We start from the raw sequence: 17,828 nt of genomic DNA on the forward strand, positions 1-17,828 counted from the left end.
CGATCGTCAGCTGTAATTCTGCTGCTTCTTCCACTCCGTCTCAAGTTCGATAATCTTGCCCCAATCGGCGGGTTTGATGTCGCTGATGAAAGGATCCTTCGGAATGGTCTGTCCCCACCCGATCGCATAGCCGATTGTCGTGTGATCGTCCCGCATGGTGATGGTGCCGTCGGCGCCAAAGGGCGAATTAATCTTCAGTCCCGTCAGGGCAGCCGCTATCGCCTTGCCGTCCAGAGAATTGGCCTTCTTGATGGCTGCCTCATAGAAGTGCATGGCGACCGAATTCTGCCAGGACCAATTAGTCGGCCGTTCGTTCCACCTTTTGAAGTACGCCTGACCCCATTCCTTGTTCGCCGGCGTATCCGGGAATGTCTCAAGATAGCGGGTGGCCGACTGGATGCCCGCGGGCAGATTCTTGATCGCGGCCAGTACTGGATAGTCGACGTTCGGAGTTGCGACGGTCATCTGCCCGAACAGAGCATAGACATTCCCCTGGTTCACGAACGCCGAGAGATCGCCGGCATACAGCAGCGTGAACAGCGCCTGCGGCTTGGCCTGGATCAGTTTGGTAATCACTTCGGTGAAGTCCGGCTGGCCGAGCTTGGGCCAGGCCTCGGTTACGACCTCGACATCCGGTTTGAACTTTTTGAAGAACTGCAGATACTGCGCCGTCGTGTCGCGCCCATAGGCGTAGTCCGGTGAGCAAGTCGCCCATTTGTTGATTTTCTTGGCATTGGCGAAGTCGGCGAGGTAGAGGCTGCCGGCGACAGCATCGTGCACGCCCTGACGCGCTACGCGAAATGCGGTGGGCACCCGGATCTTCGGATCTGCGGTCAGCGATGACGTCTCGCTGTTGGTGTGAATGCAGGCCACATTGAGGTCGCGCATAACCTCCTGCACCGCGAATGAGGCGGACGACGCTTCCGCATCGACCAGCAGCTCGCAGCCTGCAGTGTTCACCAGTTCACGTGCGACCCGCGCCGCTTCCTGCGGCTGGCCTTTGGAATCCCGGAATACGAACTCGATTTGCCGGCCCAGGAAGCCGCCAGCGGCATTGATGCGATCCTGCTCGATGACGAGCGAGTTGCGCGAAGAGGTGCCGAGCAGCGCGATGGGTCCCGATAGGATGCTTTGCATGCCTATGCGGAGAGTATTTGCCTGTGCCCTCGCTACCCATGGGGCGGCCAGCAAAGTAGCCGTGCCACCGGCCAAAAGCGTGCGACGCGTGACGGGTCCGCTCATCGACTGCACCTCCCTGTGATCCGGCTGTTGAATCAACCAGTCGTGTTGTGCCCCGATTGTAGATCGGCGAGGCCATGCTGATCAAGAGACATAAAGGTGGAGCGAGGCCGGAGCCTCGCTAATGGGCATTGTACCTTCCGGTAGAGTTGGGCGCCGCCTTGCTGCTCAATATAGTCACGGGATCGTACCGCGATACGCTGGTGCCGCGCTATCCACCCTGCCCATTCCGGTCATCGCATGGACTTGCGCGAAGCGGATCCGCTTCGCGAATGAACACGCACGTAGCGATCGCAAGATGAGCGCACGGCCGCCTGTCGCTCGAGGTGTTTAGCGCGAAGGAAGGACGTCTACTCGCGGTCCCTCCGTCGAGCTCATCCAGCGCCGGTCACTTCCCGTCCAACCTTAACTGCGGACAGATGGCGACCCGGAGGAACTCAGACGCAAATGATGTCTGACGCAGCTCCGCTCACCAGGAGCGATCTACGGCAGTACGCGGGTCATTTCGAGCCGACGAGCGAGATATACGGACGGCTCGCTCGCACAAGGCGGACGCCCCTTGCCAGCCTTTGGGCTCATGGTTTCGTCGGCAGGGAAATCGTTCGCCTTCCTCGGTGATCTTACTCACCATCCGATACTGCTGCTTGAAAAACCACGGATGCAGTTCTCGTACGACACCGATCCGCAGCAGGCAGCTGAGAGCCGGGTCAAATTGCTGGATATGATTGCTGGAAATAAGATTCCTGTGATGTCCTATCATTTTGCTTGGCCAGGTTACGGCCATATCGCCAAGACATCGGAGGGATTCCACTATTACCCGGAAGCGATGAGCTTGAATCTCTAAATTCCGAGCGCAGACGAAAGAGACGACCTCCAAAGCAAACTCTAGCCCCGGACTTGACGGGGCATTTTTTGCGCCTTGTCTCTGACGAGAACGGTGTCGGACTGCGATGTGGCCTTCGGGTCAGACTCGGACGTGTTAGCGAAATTCACGACGCCCGATAATGGTCCTCGCAGAGATGCTGAAGCTCTACCTGCGCAGGCTTGTGCTCCGCACATCCCCGACTTAGGAGAACACCGGCTTGGGCGTCAACCTTGTCCACCGCATCTCCCAGGATTTTCCACCTGCAACTGGCGACTGTCTGGGGCGCGCTTCGGACGTGAGGGGCGGTGGCCTCGGAAGGATAGGCGCTCCCAGTTCCGCTGGGCACGATTCAGGTCAACGACCGGACCATCGCCGAGGAAGACGAGCCGAACTCGTTGTAGACGACTATGACAGAGCGAAACCTTCGTAGCCGCGGGTGACGACCTTCTGACAAATCTCGCGATAACGGACCAAGCCGCCCGCATATGGCATGAACACCTGCGGCTTGCCTGGAATATTCGCCCCGAGATACCAGGAATGCTTTGCCTGCGGCAGTAGTGTTCGGGCAGCAGCCTCGTTGACTTCGCTTACCCATTTCTCGACGGCGTCGGCCCGTGCCTCGATCCGTTCCAGCCCGTTAGTCCGCATATGAGCGATGCAATCGGTGATCCAGTCGACATGTTGCTCTATGGCTACGGGCATGTTGCACAGAACCGATGGACTGCCGGGCCCCGTGATGGTGAAGAGGTTTGGAAAACCAGCGACCTGCAAACCTAGATAATTGCGTGGTCCTGCCTCCCAGACATCCTTGAGTGCGATCCCGCCCCGCCCGCGGATATCCATCTTGAGCAGCGGTCCCGTCAACGCATCGAACCCTGTCGCAAAAACTATGATGTCGAGGGGGTACTCGGCCTGATCCGTACGAATTCCAATCTCGGAGATCTGCCGGATTGGCGCAGCTTTGACGTCCACGAGCGTGACATTCGGCCGATTGTAGGTCTCAAAATAGTCGGTATCGATCGGCGGGCGCTTGGCCGCATACGGATGATCAATGTCAGCGAGAACCGCCGCGGTCTTGGGATCCTTCACAATCGAACGGATCTTCCTTTTTATGAAGTCGGCAGCGGTGTCGTTTGCTTCCTTAGAAACGAGCATGTCCTCAAAGGATGCGCGGAACTGCAGCCCGCCACGCTCCCAGGCCTCGTCATAAATCCTCTCGCGCTCCTCTGGCGGCGTGTCGACCGCTTTGCGTTCCGAAACCTTGAAGCCCATGCCATTGTAGGTTTGATGCGTAGTCGCGCGTATTTCGCTGGCGCTGTTTTTGACATATTGCTTGAATTCCGCCGTCAATGGGACGTTGCGTGCTGGTACTGAATAGTTCGCGGTACGCTGAAATACGGTGAGATGCTTGGCTTGATCGGCGATCACCGGCGCCGCCTGGATAGCGGTCGATCCGGTGCCGATCATCCCCACTCGCTTGCCCGCAAACTCGACGCCTTCGTGCGGCCACTGCCCTGTATGGTACCACTCACCCTTGAAGGTTTTCAGTCCCAGAATATCGGGCACGTTGGCAGTGGAGAGGCAGCCGACCGCGGTAATGAGAAACTTCGCGATTAAGGTCTCGCCCGTTTCTGCACGGATGTGCCAGCGATTGGTCGCTTCGTCGTAATGCGCCGACGCAACCCGGGTTCCAAATTGAATGTCGCGTTTCAGGTCGAGCTTGTCGGCAACGAAATTCAGATAACGCAGAATTTCTGCTTGGCCCGGATAGCGTTCAGACCACTCCCATTGTCGCATCAAATCCAGGGAAAACGTATACCAATAGACATGGCTTTCAGAGTCGCACCGAGCTCCAGGGTAGCGATTCCAGAACCACGTGCCCCCAACACCCTGAGCCGCTTCTACGGCCTTGACTTTCAAGCCAAGGTTATCCCGAAGCCGAAACAGCTGGTAGAGGCCCGCAAAGCCCGCACCAACAACCAGCGCGTCTAGCTCAACCGGTTCATTGGACATTGCCGCACTCGCTCATTACGCCCACCCCACAAACATAAGGCTAGGTATACCGTCAGCGCCGTAAAGGTGAAAGTGCGCTGCGTCAAAGTGAATTGGGATTAATATAACCGTCCCGGTCAGTGCCCTCAAGCTCGCCTTCTCTGCTCAATGCAGCTCACTGCTGGGGGTCGCCTTCAAATCTGGAATGCACACCTTCAAAGACCGAGCCGGTCCAGAAGCAATCAACGTCGATTTGCGGGGACTCCATTTCTCGGACCTGCCGTTTCGACGTACCAGGAGAAGAATTGCAGCGGCCGCAAGATTCAATTTTCCGGTCGATGTCTAATTGCAGCGACCGCGACTTTGGCCGCAGACATGCGTCATCTTGTTGGCGCGGCAACCCGGCCTGCGCTCGCAAGTAAACGCGGCGTCTTCCAGGAAGTAGCGGGAGAGACTGTAAGGGTGCCGCTCGATTCAATCGCAGCTCCGTGATGTGCTTCGGTCATCCACGACGAAGCCATTGAGGGGTTCGATTTCGGTGCGACGGCTTTTCTGCATGTCTTGGGACATCGAGGGGCGCCGCTCGGAGGAAGTGTATTTGGAATCCGAAAAGCGCTGCTGGTCGCGGACGTGCATCACGTTGCGTCGCCCTCGCCAGGCCCGCGATGGTCTCGGCCGGCAAATGCAGGACCTCCTCCAGCTGATAGCCCTGCGCCTGGCCCTCACGAATTGCCTCGCTCCCGAGGCGGGTCGAGAAGCGGCGGATCGAATCGCTCTGCAGCATGGCTCGCCCAGGCAGGCCAGTGCAGGTAGAGCGTCCATTTCCCATGACGTTGGCCACGAGCTTGGACCAGCGCTCGCCCCAAAGATGTGGTCACCTTGGCGTTGTCGGCATAGGCGACCAGGCGGGATACTTCCTTTGCACGTGGCGTGATGCGGCCGTGCAGCTCGCCGGTGCGAACACCGTGTGCTTGGCGCCGTGCTTGCCAGTGCCGCGGTGGATGTGCCCTGGAGCAGGCAGATTGACGGTGATGCAGCTGGGGATGCAGCCGAGCGTTTTGCCCCACCCGGCAACGTGTGCGATGGTTTCCTCGTTCATACAGTTCTGCAATGTCGGGGTAAAACTTCGGCTCGACCCAGGTGGCCCTCGGCTTCTTTATGCGATTCTTGATTTTTTGCTTCGGGGCACGACCGTATCAAGCGCCTTGCGGATCTCCGGCGATTTCGTCCGGCTTCAGCCCAGACCTTGCCCATGTAGCGCAGCTCGTTCCCTTCCTGCTTGCCAAGGTAGAGCGCGGCGACGCCGGTGGGGTCCTTGACGAGCGCAACCACTGCGAACTTTTCGCGCTGCACCGTCTTGATCTTCTGCCACGCCTCGACGCGCTCCGACCGGTACGGCGCATCAACCCGCTTGGAGACGTTGCCCTCGCAATTCAACTTGCTGGCCGCCTCGAACAGCGCCTGCCCGTCGCCTTCATGGTGCTCACTGTATAAGATGGGGCGTCAAGCCCGTTCTCATCTATCAGCTGCTTCAGCCTGTCTTGTCGTGGTAAGATACCAATTCGGCACCGACGAGCTTTCGGACAGCCTTTCGAACATTGCGTCTGCTGCACCCTGCCGCGTCAGCAAGCTCATTGGCTGACCGCAAAGGTGCGAGGGCTTCCCCAATGCGAGCCGCGATGTTCTCAGCAGAACTCGATCGGAGTATCCGCCAAGCAGCGGATTCGAAATGCTGCGTCATGTCGAAGTCTTCTTCGCGGCAGTGCTTTCTTGACCTTATCTGATCAAGCCTCATGGACGTCGCCCTAACGCGGCGCATAGCCAATGGCGGGAATTGCCCTTCCGCTGCGCGCGCGGGGTTAGGATGGCATGCGACCCGCGATGCTGACAAGCGGAGGGCAGGCGCCCGAGCGCGAAAAATGATGTGAACGAACGGTCGGACGATGACGATTACGGGAAGCTAAAAACGTAACGATGACAGTCAGATAGTCGTGGCCGGCAAGGGATTGTGCAACGGCGAAGCTCGCCATGCCGGCCCTTCGCGCGCGCACCCACACGGTGACGAAAAAATGACACTCAGAGATCAGAGAAAAGTGTGAATCGCTGTGCGCAGCCGACCTGGTGGGTTCTGAAGCCAGGGCCGGGACTGTTTGCTTTCGTCCGGCGGGATGGCGTGGGCGTTCCTTCGCTGACGTGATGGCTGTAGGGATGCTGATCGATCGCTGCAGCTCACTCAGCAGCTTGAAGACCAGACTAGGTATCGCACTGCGATGGTGGCTGGCGAGCATGTCACTTGCTTGACACGTTCTGGAGCGCCAGTCTCTAATCTGCTTCAAGGTCCTGCGGTTGGACAGGCAATAACTTTCTGCCTCCAGCAAGAACAGGGTCGACGGCCCCACCCGGCGACTGCCAGGTCAGGGGTGCGGAATCCAAGATAATTTCCTGGGAGGGAACAATGGACAGACGCCAGACGCTCAAGCTGATCGGCGGCACGGCCGCGTTGGCCAGTGCCGGTATTCCGGGCTTTGCCTTTGCGCAAGCCCAAAAGGAAATGGTCACGGTCGTGAAGATCGCGGGAATTCCGTGGTTCAACGCACTTGAAAAGGGAATCCAGAAGGGTGCGAAGGATTTCAGCATTAATGCCACTATGGTGGGCCCGGCGAACGTCGATCCGGCACAGCAAGTAAAGCTCCTTGAGGATCTGATTGCCAAGAAGGTCAACGTGATCGGCTTGGTGCCGCTTGATGTAAAAGTCTGCGAGCCCGTGCTGAAGCGTGCCCAAGCCGCCGGAATCAAGGTCATTACGCATGAGGGTCCGGAACAGGAAGGCCGTGACTGGAATGTGGAATTGATCGACTCCGTTCGCTTCGGCGAGGTGCAGATGGAACGTCTCGCCAAGGACATGGGCGGCGAAGGTGATTATGTAGTCTATGTCGGGACTCTTACGACGCCGCTTCACAACAAATGGGCCGATGCCGCGATTGCCTACCAGCAGAAGAATTTTCCGAAAATGAAGCTCGTCGCTGACCGCTTCCCAGGGGCCGACGAGATCGACACCAGCCAGCGCACGACGCTCGACGTGATCAAGGCCTATCCCAACCTGCGTGGTATTCTCGGCTTCGGTTCGAATGGACCAATCGGGGCTGGAAATGCTGTGCGTCAGCAACGTCTTGGCAAGAAGATCGCCGTTGTCGGCACCGTGCTGCCAAGCCAGGCGAAGTCGCTTATCGCGGATGATACGATCCGCGAAGGATTTCTGTGGAATCCCACCGATGCGGGTTACGCGATGGTCGCGGTGGCCAAACTCGTGCTCGATGGCAAGCCCATCACGGATGGCGTCGATGTACCCGGCCTTGGCAAGGCGGCCGTCGACGTTGCAGGAAAGCAGATCAAAGTGGACAAGATCATGCGCATCAACAAGGAAACCATCGACGGACTGATCGCCGGAGGGCTCTAGCCCGAAGCCGGTTCAGCCGCCTCATCGCGGTGCATTCCCGGCCTTCCGGTCGGGAATGCGGTACCACTCGAGTGATCGCACGATCCAACGGTCCATTGCAGGCGAACCTTTGGCGACTTTCCTGGAGATGTCCGGCATATCGAAGCGCTTCGGCGGCGTGCACGCGCTCCGCGGCGTCGATCTCGCTCTGGAAGTCGGCGAGGTGCACTGCCTGGTGGGTGAAAACGGCTCCGGCAAGTCGACCCTGATCAAGATCATTTCGGGCGTAGAGGCAGCGGAGCCCGGCGGCCGGATCGTAATTTCCGGCAAGGAATATCCCAAACTAAACCCGGTCTACTCCACGCATTGCGGCATTCAGGTCATCTACCAGGATCTTTCGCTATTTCCCAACCTCACCGTCGCCGAGAATATCGCGATGGCGCACCATCTTGGCGGCATTCATTCGGTGAACTGGGCCTCAATGCGCGCCACCGCGAAGGCCACAATGGCGAAAATCGGCGTTGAGTTCGACCCGGACGCAAAAGTCTCAGAGCTCAGCATTGCCGGACGCCAGCTGGTCGCGATCTGCCGGGCCTTGGCTGCGGATGCTAAGCTCCTGATCATGGATGAGCCTACGGCATCGTTGACCCGCCACGAGGTGAACGCCCTGATCGAGCTCGTGAGCGAGCTGAAGCGTACTGGCATCTGCGTCGTTTTCGTCAGCCACCGCCTCGACGAGGTGCTTGAAATCGCCGAACGCGTAACGGTACTGCGGGATGGCGCCAAAGTCGGTACTTTTGCTGCAGACACAATCGACGGGCGGAAGCTCAGCCAGCTGATGACCGGCAAGTCCTTCGAGTATCAGATACAGGCGCCTGAGCTTGCCGCTGGGCCGGTTGTGCTGGAAGTTAAGGGCCTGGGCCGCGAGGGTGAGTACGAGGATGTAAGTTTGCAGTTGCGCGCGGGCGAAGTAGTGGGTCTCACCGGTCTGCTCGGCTCGGGGCGAACCGAACTCGCGCTATCGCTGTTCGGCATGAAGCCGCCCGATCGCGGCACCATCGCACTTGACGGGCGGCCCATCGCCCTTCGTACAAATGCAGAGGCGATCGATCGAGGGATCGCCTATGTATCCGAAGATAGGCTTACGCTTGGTCTCATCCTGCATCAGTCTGTCACCGCGAACGTCACGCTCACGGTGCTGGAACGGCTGGCTGGCGCATTCGGCCTGATTGCCGCACGCGCGCGACAGAGCCATGTTGCTCGGTGGGTTGCTGAACTCGGGATCAAGGTCTCCAACCCCGCCAACGCGGTGAAGACCCTCTCCGGGGGCAATCAGCAGCGGATCGTGCTCGCCAAATGGATGGCGACCAACCCGCGGGTGCTTATCCTCGATAGTCCCACGGTGGGCGTCGACATCAGCGCCAAGGATGGAATTTATGAAATCATCCGGCGGTTGGCCCGCGACGGCGTCGCGGTGCTAATGATATCGGACGAAATCCCCGAGGTCCTTTATCACAGTCATCGCGTGCTGGTGATGCGGGAAGGCCGTTTGACAACCGACGTGGCTGCCGCAGCCACCTCAGAAGACGCGCTTCGGCAGGCCGTCAATGCCTGAATCGGCCATTGCATCATTCGGCAGGTTTCGTCGCAGCCATGAGTTCTGGCTGCTGATGGTAATCTTGGGGCTCTGCGCCAGCTTGGGCTTCGCGAATGCCCAATTCTTGACCATGCAGAATCTGTTCGACCTGCTGACCTCCTACGCATTCGTCGGCATCCTTGCGCTCGGACTACTGGTCGTGCTGATCGCCGGCGGAATCGACATCTCATTCACCGCGACCGCGTCGGTGGCACAATATGTCACACTCTCGCTTGCCAATGCTTACGGCGCGAACTGGATCAGCGTCTTCGCCATCGCAATTGGGATTGGCGGTGCGCTCGGTGCCCTCAACGCAATCTTCATCCAGAAGCTTCGAATACCATCGATCATCGTTTCGGTCGCAACGCTGAACATTTTTTATGGGCTTCTGATCTTCTTCACTGGCGGCAAATACATCTATTCGCTGCCTGACTGGTTTGCGACCGGCATCTTCTGGTTCGAATTCGAATGGGGCAAGGATAGCTCGTACGGTGTCAACCTGCAGATCCTAGCGGTCGCGCTGGCATTTCTCGTCACCTGGCTCCTGCTTAACCGAACCAATATCGGCCGGCAAATCTATGCCATGGGAGGCAATGCCGATGCCGCGCAGCGACTCGGCTTCCACATTTTCGGCCTTAACATACTGGTGTATTGCTACATGGGTGTCATGGCTGGAATCGCTTCCCTGATCCAGGCACAACTCGCGCAGTCCGTGGCTCCGACTGTGCTGGTGGGCAAGGAACTCGATGTGGTCGCCGCCGTCGTGCTGGGCGGCGCCAGCCTGATGGGGGGCGTCGGCACCGTCCTCGGCACGTTTTTGGGCCTGACACTGCTCGCGGTGCTCCAAAATGGAATCATTTTGCTGGGCGTTTCGTCCTACTGGTCGCCGTTCTTCGTCGGTTTGGTTATCCTAATTTCGGTCTCAGCAACCGCCTGGTCGCAGCGAGAGCGGCGAACCCGGAGCGCGCGCCGATGAGCAATGCGCCCGCCCTCTCACTTCGCCGGCGCATGGTAGGCCTCGCTGGCAGCGGCACTGTCGCCACCCTCACCCTGCTGTTGGTCGCGCTCTGGGTGGCGTTCGCGATCATGATCGGCGACCGGTTCTTCTCGGTCAACACGCTGCAATCGATGGCTTTCCAGATGCCAGAACTCGGCATCCTCTCGCTTGCAATGATGCTGGCCTTGCTATCCGGTGGGCTCAACCTCTCCATCATCGCGACCGCCAATCTGTCCGGACTGACCATCGCCTTCCTGCTGACGCACTACATCCCAGGGAGTCAGGGCTTTGCCTGGGTCGGCATTCAAGTGCTGGCGATCGCTGCAGGGTTTGCAGTGGCCGCATTGGTAGGCCTCCTCAACGGTTTCGTCATCGCCTATCTCGGCGTTTCGCCGATCCTCGCCACGCTCGGCACGATGACACTATGCAAGGGCGTCGCGATCGGCCTGTCGCGCGGTAACGTCATCTCCGGATTTCCGGAACCCATTGTGTTTATCGGCAATGGAACGGTTTTTGGGGTGCCCTTTGCTCTGATCGTACTTGCGCTCTGCGCCTTGCCCGTCGCGCTGATGCTGAACGCGACGCCGTTCGGAGCAAAGGTTTACATGATCGGCTCGAACGAGAAAGCAACCCGCTACTCCGGGGTCGATACCCGCGCCGTTCTCCTCAAACTCTATGTGCTTTCCAGCCTGCTCGCGGGCGCAGCAGCGGTGGTCATGTTGGCACGTTTCAATTCGGCCAACGCGGCATACGGCGAGAGCTATCTGCTGGTCACCATTCTCGCGGCCGTCCTCGGCGGCATCGATCCGTTTGGTGGCTTCGGAAAAGTCGGCGGGCTATTGCTTGCGCTGATCATCCTTCAAGTGATCTCCTCGGCATTCAACCTTTTGAACCTAAGCCAATTCCTCACGCTGGCGATCTGGGGTGGAATCTTGATTGCCGTCGCGGCGGTTCCTCATTTCGCCGGCAAGGCGCCGCGGTAGCCAGCGATGATGAGTTCGATCGGCTCGCCCCCCATCGCGGTTCTCGACATTGGCAAGACCAATATCAAGCTGCTAGTGGCGAGCGATGACGGCTGGCCGCTCGAAACACATGAGATTCCGAATGTGTCGATGACTCAGGGCTCGTACCTCGCCTATGATCTTGCCGGGCTAGAAGATTGGCTTCTCGATACCCTTGCCGTGGTGTCTCGAGGCCATGCCATTGGCGCCGTGATCGTGGCTGCGCATGGATGCGGCGCAGTTCTTGTCGACGGTGATACGCCGGTGCTGCCGATGATGGACTATGATGCTGTCTCTCCGCCGGCAATTGATGAAGCATATGCCCGGATCGCGCCCGGTTACGATGAGGTGTTCTGCGGAATCGGAGGCGCGATGCGGCTCGGAAAGCAGCTGCTGTGGCAGGAAAGCGCATATCCCGTGGAATTCGCCCGCGCAAAAGCCTATCTGACCACCGCGCAATTTTTCGCCTTGCGGCTTGGCGGACGTGCGGCCAGTGAAATCTCGCAGCTTGCGGCTCAGAGCCATATCTGGGACCTCATCCACCATCAGCCTTCTTCTCTTATGCGCAAGCGCGGTTGGAGCCATCTGCTGCCCGAACGCGTCGCTGCCGGCGCGGTGCTAGGGACGGTTTCGGAATCCGTAGCCAGGCGCACTGGCCTGACGCAATCGACCGAGATCCTCTGTGGCGTGCATGATTCCAACGCCAACCTGTTTCGGTACAAGGCTGCCGGCATGGCCGATGCCTCGATCCTATCGACCGGAACCTGGATGATCGGATTTCAGCGCGACCTCTCCCTGGACAAACTCGATCGCGCGCGCGCGATGGTGCTCAATATCGATGTCGATGGCGAGAATGCACCTTCGACATTGATCGCGACCGGCCGCGAATACGACCTGATCCGCGGGGAACATCGTGCTTCTGATGCAGCCGTCCTTGCCGCATTGTCGGCCCTGCTGTCGAAGGGGACCCTGGCGCTCCCCTCCTTCATTGGCGACGACGGATTATTTCCGGGCGCGGCTCGCCGCGGACGGGTCATCGGACCGTCTCCCGAGACGCCTGCCGAATGGCAGGCATTGGCACTTCTCTACGCAGTGTTCAGCGCAAACCGCTGCCTTGATGCACTCGAGAGCTCAAAATGCATAGTCATCGATGGTGGCTTTGCGGCGAATTTGCCCTTCGCCCGTTGCCTTGCGACCTTACGACCCTCGCAGAGCGTCAGGGTGAGTCAATCACCGCACGGAACGGCGCTTGGCGCTGCGCTGCTGTGGCGGCGATTCTCGCGTACGCAGCCGGTTTCGAGCGTAGTACTTGAAGCTGTCACATCGCTTAGCAACGACGGGTTCGACCCGCGCGGCCTTTCCACCGCCTATCAGTCCTGGATCGCTTTCTCGGAGCCCGCCTTATGACAGACCACACTCATGCTGATCTCCGGCAAGGCATTGTCGATACCTGCAGGCAGATGAATCGAAACGGACTGAATCAGGGCACATCCGGCAATCTTTCGCACCGGATCCCAAGCGGCATGCTGATCACGCCTACCAGTCTGCCCTATGATCGGATGCAGCCAGAAGATATTGTTGCGATGGATTTTGCCGCGAATTACCAGGGCAACCATCGGCCTTCATCCGAATGGCGCTTTCACCGCGATATTCTGCGAGCGCGCGAAGACGTCAACGTCGTGCTCCATACGCATTCGACCTTCAGCACAACTCTCGCCGTTCACGAGCGTGGCATCCCCTGCTTCCACTATATGGTCGCAGTTGCGGGTGGCAACGATGTCCGTTGTGCGCCCTATGCTTGTTTCGGCACGCAGGCACTATCAGACTACGCCTTCAGGGCACTCGAAGATCGCAACGCTTGCCTGCTTGGCCATCACGGCTTGCTCGTGGCGGCCGAGACGTTTGAAAAGGCTCTTTGGCTTGCAGTGGAAGTGGAGACGCTGGCGAAAATGTATGTTCATGCGTTGGCTATCGGCGAGCCGCCGCGCCTCAGTGACGCTGACATGGCGCAGGTACATGAGCAGATGAAACGCATGGGATACGGTCAGGCGCCGGACCTTGACGATGTCGGCGATGTTCCGCGCGCCTTACCTGAGTCGAAAGGGGCAGCACATTGATGCTGGATTTGATGGACAGCTGCGGCTTCGCTCAGAACCGGCCCGCGCAGAACGAAGGCCGTGTCCGGATGTGCGGGTTGAACCGACTGTCGCAGTCCTTGGACAGAAGACGTGAACGAACAATCGGCTCCGCAGAACTGATCTCGACCTATCCACCCGAATGGACGAACCATTGCCTGAAACATCATTGCGAGCGCTTCGATCCAGTGTCGGATGTGGCGCAGATGAGACTTGATTTGCCGAATGGGCTATAGGAGGCGCAACAGGAAGTGGATCGGAACGACTAGTCGAGCCGTTGAATGGAGGGTTCAGCGTACGCAATTCAAGACTCCAGCAGTCTAAACCGGGCCTCAGAAGCACTGCGAATCGTCGACCTGACGAGCGATAACGAGCCAGTGTATCTCGAATAGAGGTCGTACCGCCCACGGGCAGCATGGACGGACCACGCCCGGGCCGTAGACACAGTGAGCGACGATCGGTCGGGAGACAGTAAACCGATTTCCTGAGATACGAGGCCATTCCGCCTCCCAGCCATGTAGGACGGATGGGCTAGGCTCTCGCCAGGACCGTCGTTCGGTTAATGGCTTGCGGTCGACAGGCGGATGCGAGCTTCGCGCTAGACTGATAAGCTTTGTACAATTTCCTTATCAGTTCGCGAAACTGCTCCATTTGCGACCAAGTCATATCGGTTGCCGACTGACCGCTGCGCTCACCAACCCCACTTCGTCTCGGACTCGCTAAATGAGCCTATCTTCCAGGCGCCTTCGCAGGCTAGGAGATTGCGCGCGCGTCTTGATAGTCCGTGACACCGTTCATTCGATGGGCGCGCGCCGGGTGTGCCAGTCCGTCACCGACTGGAAGGCATGACCAGCGCGGGCAAGCACATCCTCGGACAAATGCGGACCCACCAACTGCATGCTGAGCGGCAGGCCGTCCGACGCCATCCCGTTCGGCAGCGTGATAGTGGGGCTGCCCGAGAAGTCGAACACTGCGGTGAAGCGCAGGATACTGAGCAGCACGTTCGGATCAGCACCGTATTCGCCCATCTTGGTTAGCGCTGGGATCGGCACAGGCATTGTCGGGATCAGCAGCAGGTCGATATCGCCGAACAAGGCGGCGAGACTGCCGCAAAACTTCAGTCGCTCATGATGGATCTGCGCGATTTCGACACCGCTCATCGACCTGCCCTGCTCGATCAGCTGCGCCATATCGGGGCCGTATTCCGATTTTCGCGACGGATAGGTCTCCAGGTGCGCCTCCGCCGTTTCGATCGAGCACATCGGGATCCACATGCTGACAAGCTTCTGGTAGGCCGGGAACTTGACCTCGCGGATATCGGCACCGAGCGCTGCCAGCGTGCGTTCGGCTTCCAGCAACGCAGCGACCACCTGGGGATCGACCCCGTCCTGAATGTAGCTGCGGTCCACGCCGATCCGTACGCCTCGGATGCCGTCACCGATACCGGCCAGATAGTTCGGCACCGGCGCCTGCAGGGCCGTGCGATCATTCACATCGGCGCCCGCGATGACGCTAAGTATAGCGGCGGCATCGGCCGCGCTCCGGCACATCGGCCCGACATGGTCGAGCGAGTCCGCTAGCGGAAACACGCCGTGACGGCTGACGCGTCCCCAGGTAGGCTTGATTCCTGTCAGTCCGCAGGTTGCGGACGGAAACCGGATCGAGCCGCCAGTATCAGTGCCAATCGAACCGAAGCATAGGCCCGCCGAGGTTGCCGCGCCCGATCCGCTTGAGGAAGAGCCGACCCAGTAGTCGACGCCCCAGGGATTGAGAGGTGCCTCGTCGCTCGGATGATGACTGGTGTAGGCGCCCTCAGTCATCTTCAGCTTGCCGAGCATGATGGCGCCGGCATGCTCGAGCCGGTCCACGATGGTCGCGTTGAAGGGCGGGATAAATTTGGCGTGCATCGTCGTGCCGCCCGCAGTCGGCGCAAAGGTCGTGTAGCAGAGATCCTTCAATCCGATCGGCACGCCGTGCAGCGGTCCGCGCCAGATGCCTTTCGCTAGCTCGGCGTCACATAGCTTCGCTTGCGCCATGGCGCGCTCAGCGAGAACGAGTGCGTAGCTGTGGAACTTTCCATCGAGCTTGTCGATCCGGCTCACTATGGCCTCGGTTACCTTCGAGGGCAGCAGCTTGCCCCGGCGGAACAGATCGGAGAGTTCGATAATCGATTTGTAGTGAATTGGCTCTGCTGACATTTGACAGCCTTCTTGTTGTCGAAAGCGGCTTCGGCCACCTACTCCCGCAACCGACCCGGTGCGGTGACCATGCGGCTCTCGATGCTTAGAACTGCACGCCGCGCGTGAGGGCCCCATCGACCACGAGGTTGGTTCCCGTGATGAAGCTCGCCGCCTTGCTGGCGAGGAACACCGCGCCGTTCGCCATCTCCTGTGGCGTGCCCATGCGGCCGGTAGGGTTCAGCGCCAATGCGCTCTTGTACAGCTCGGGATTGCCGTCCTTAATCTGATTCCAGACACCGCCCTCGAAATAGGTGTTGCCCGGCGACACCGAATTGGCGCGGATGCCTTTGCCGGCAAGCTGGAAGGCAAGTCCTTGCGTGTAGTGAATGATTGCGGCCTTGAACGTGCCGTAGGGACCGCTGGCGAAATCGACCTCGCGGCCTGACACGCTGGAGATGGTGACGATCGCGCCGGCCTTGCTCTTCTCCAGATACGGCATCGCTGCATTGACCAGCCGCACCGTACCCATCATGTCGGTCGAAAATTCCTTCTCCCAGCTCTCCTCGTCCTGTCCGATCGACAGCGCACTAACGTTGGCAACGACGATGTCAATGCCGCCGAGCTTGGAGGCCATGTCCTCGACCCAGGCCTTGAGCGCCGGACCGTTCGAGACATCGACCGAGCTACCATACGCGGCGATGCCCTTGGCCTTGATCGCGGTGACTGCGGTATCGACGTCTGCCTGGTTGCGCGCGCAGATTCCGACATCCGCGCCCTCCGCCGCGAATGTATCAGCGATCGCCCTGCCGATCCCCTTGGTGCTGCCGGTGACGAGAACCTTCGCTCCCTTGAGTCCCAGATCCATGTCCATTCCCTCCCTATTGACGACTTGAAAACATGCCATGTGGCGATCAGAGTAGGAGCTGCTCGCGAACATTGTCCTCGTTGACCTCGCCACCTGCCAGCGATTGCGTGATCTTGCCCTTCTCCATGATGTAACAACGCTCGGCGATCGCCAGGATCGTGTCGAGATTTTGCTCCACGAAGATAATCGTGGTGCCGAGCTCGTTCCGAAACGACCTTAGCGCCTCGCAGATGTGCTGGACGATCGAGGGCTGGATTCCCTCGGACGGCTCGTCCAGGATCATCAAGGACGGATTGCCGATCAGCGCACGGCCTATGGCGAGCTGTTGCTGCTCGCCGCCCGACATGGTGCCTGCGGCCTGCCGCCGGCGTTCTTTCAGTCGCGGAAAATACTCATAGACGAGTTCAGGCAGCTTCTTGCCACCGGGACCGCCAATCAACTCTCCTACCTGCAGGTTTTCCTCGACAGTCATCTGCGGAAAGACATCGCGTCCCTGCGGGATGTAGCCAAAGCCTGCCCTCGCCCGCGCGTCGGCTTCGAGCTTTGTGATGTCCTGCCCCATGAAACTGATCGTGCCACGCCAGGTCTGCAGCAAACCGATCAGGCACCGCATCAGAGTCGATTTGCCTACACCGTTACGGCCGATCACGCCGACGATCTCGCGGCGCGAGACCGACATGGTGACGCCCTGCAGGATCGGCGTCGCACCGTATCCCGCCCACAATTCCGATACGTCGAGAATCTGGTCAGTGGGATTGGGTTTAGTGAGCATGGGTCTTACCGAGATAGATCTGCGCGACCTTTTCGTCCTGCAAAATGCCTTTGAGATCACCGCGCGCGAAAATCTTGCCGAGATGCAACACCGTGACGCGCTGGGCAACCTGACGCACGAAGGCCATGTCATGCTCGACGACAAGCACCGTCATGCCTTCGGCATTGAACGACTTGATCAACTCGCCGGTCTTGAACGTTTCATCCGGAGACATGCCGGCGGTCGGCTCGTCCAGCAGCAGGAGCTGAGGCTTCAGCGCCAGCGCCATCCCGATCTCGAGCCATTGCTGCTGGCCATGCGACAGCGCACCCGCGAGCTTCTCGCTGTCCGGCCCGAGGTTGAGCAGAGTCAGCAGGCGATCCTCCTCGGCGATGCGCTCCGCACCGGATAATCGCTCCTGGAGCGCAATCCGGATGTTTTGCTGGACCGGCAGCTCCTTGAACACGCTTGGAGCCTGCATCTTGATGCTCATGCCCCGCTGCACGCGCGCATATGGACGTTCAGCCGTGATGTCGACGGTATCGAACAGGATGCTGCCTTGGCTCGGCGGGTAAAGACCCACGATCAGCTTGAACAATGTGCTCTTACCGGCGCCATTGGGTCCGATCAGGCAGTGGACCTCGCCGGCGTTGACCGTGAGGTCGACGTCGGAGACTGCGGTCAATCCGCCAAAACGCTTGGATACGCCTTTGACTTCAACCAGCGCCATG

The 17,828-nt window shown here is 59.4% G+C and carries 13 protein-coding genes and 1 pseudogene; 7 read left to right on the forward strand and 7 right to left on the reverse strand.

Annotated elements, in window-relative coordinates:
* Positions 1-6 precede the first annotated feature (6 nt).
* Entirely contained in the window at positions 7-1,242 is a 1,236-nt protein-coding gene (locus tag IVA75_RS30495; RefSeq protein ID WP_247288234.1) for an ABC transporter substrate-binding protein, read from the reverse strand.
* Between the two features lie 574 nt (positions 1,243-1,816).
* On the opposite strand from IVA75_RS30495, the pseudogene IVA75_RS30500 reads away from it, so the two are divergent.
* Positions 1,817-2,083, forward strand: a pseudogene (locus tag IVA75_RS30500) (MBL fold metallo-hydrolase); the annotation flags it as partial.
* Positions 2,084-2,509: 426 nt separating this feature from the next.
* On the opposite strand, the gene IVA75_RS30505 reads toward IVA75_RS30500, so the two are convergent.
* Positions 2,510-4,117 carry an NAD(P)/FAD-dependent oxidoreductase gene (locus tag IVA75_RS30505; protein WP_247288233.1) on the reverse strand — a complete coding sequence of 536 codons (1,608 nt, stop codon included), beginning with the start codon at positions 4,115-4,117 and terminating at the stop codon, positions 2,510-2,512.
* Positions 4,118-5,191: 1,074 nt separating this feature from the next.
* Positions 5,192-5,533 (reverse strand): hypothetical protein, encoded by a 342-nt coding sequence (locus IVA75_RS30510; RefSeq protein ID WP_247288232.1) that lies wholly within the window; start codon positions 5,531-5,533, stop codon positions 5,192-5,194.
* 1,018 nt (positions 5,534-6,551) lie between these two features.
* Between IVA75_RS30510 and IVA75_RS30515 the strand changes: the two genes are divergently transcribed.
* From IVA75_RS30515 to IVA75_RS30540, 6 genes are all read left to right on the forward strand, one after another.
* The gene (locus tag IVA75_RS30515) at positions 6,552-7,553 is read left to right on the forward strand and encodes an autoinducer 2 ABC transporter substrate-binding protein (protein ID WP_247288231.1); all 1,002 of its coding nucleotides are present in this window, start codon (positions 6,552-6,554) and stop codon (positions 7,551-7,553) included.
* 109 nt (positions 7,554-7,662) lie between these two features.
* The gene (locus IVA75_RS30520) at positions 7,663-9,147 is read left to right on the forward strand and encodes a sugar ABC transporter ATP-binding protein (protein WP_247288230.1); all 1,485 of its coding nucleotides are present in this window, start codon (positions 7,663-7,665) and stop codon (positions 9,145-9,147) included.
* On the forward strand, positions 9,140-10,144 hold the full coding sequence (locus IVA75_RS30525; RefSeq protein WP_247288228.1) for an ABC transporter permease: 1,005 nt from the start codon (positions 9,140-9,142) through the stop codon (positions 10,142-10,144). Before IVA75_RS30520 ends, IVA75_RS30525 begins: the two co-directional genes overlap by 8 nt.
* A complete protein-coding gene (locus IVA75_RS30530) occupies positions 10,141-11,148 on the forward strand; it encodes an ABC transporter permease (RefSeq protein ID WP_247288226.1) in 1,008 nt (335 codons plus the stop codon). The genes IVA75_RS30525 and IVA75_RS30530 overlap by 4 nt, the downstream gene beginning before the upstream one ends.
* A 6-nt stretch (positions 11,149-11,154) precedes the next feature.
* Entirely contained in the window at positions 11,155-12,573 is a 1,419-nt protein-coding gene (locus tag IVA75_RS30535) for an FGGY-family carbohydrate kinase (protein ID WP_247288224.1), read from the forward strand.
* On the forward strand, positions 12,570-13,283 hold the full coding sequence (locus IVA75_RS30540; protein WP_247288223.1) for a class II aldolase/adducin family protein: 714 nt from the start codon (positions 12,570-12,572) through the stop codon (positions 13,281-13,283). The genes IVA75_RS30535 and IVA75_RS30540 overlap by 4 nt, the downstream gene beginning before the upstream one ends.
* 812 nt (positions 13,284-14,095) lie before the next feature.
* On the opposite strand, the gene IVA75_RS30545 is transcribed toward IVA75_RS30540, so the two are convergent.
* The 4 genes from IVA75_RS30545 to IVA75_RS30560 form a co-directional block, all read right to left on the reverse strand.
* Positions 14,096-15,499, reverse strand: coding sequence for an amidase (locus IVA75_RS30545; RefSeq protein WP_247288221.1), 1,404 nt, complete (start codon positions 15,497-15,499; stop codon positions 14,096-14,098).
* Positions 15,500-15,584: 85 nt separating this feature from the next.
* Positions 15,585-16,346, reverse strand: a complete 762-nt coding sequence (locus tag IVA75_RS30550; protein WP_247288220.1) for an SDR family NAD(P)-dependent oxidoreductase — start codon at positions 16,344-16,346, stop codon at positions 15,585-15,587.
* Between the two features lie 46 nt (positions 16,347-16,392).
* Entirely contained in the window at positions 16,393-17,118 is a 726-nt protein-coding gene (locus tag IVA75_RS30555) for an ABC transporter ATP-binding protein (RefSeq protein ID WP_247288219.1), read from the reverse strand.
* Complete coding sequence (locus tag IVA75_RS30560; protein ID WP_247288218.1) at positions 17,108-17,827, reverse strand: ABC transporter ATP-binding protein; 720 nt, start codon at positions 17,825-17,827, stop codon at positions 17,108-17,110. Before IVA75_RS30560 ends, IVA75_RS30555 begins: the two co-directional genes overlap by 11 nt.
* Between the last annotated feature and the right edge of the window lies 1 nt (position 17,828).

The sequence above is a fragment of the Bradyrhizobium sp. 134 genome (assembly GCF_023074155.1).
Lineage (GTDB): Bacteria > Pseudomonadota > Alphaproteobacteria > Rhizobiales > Xanthobacteraceae > Bradyrhizobium.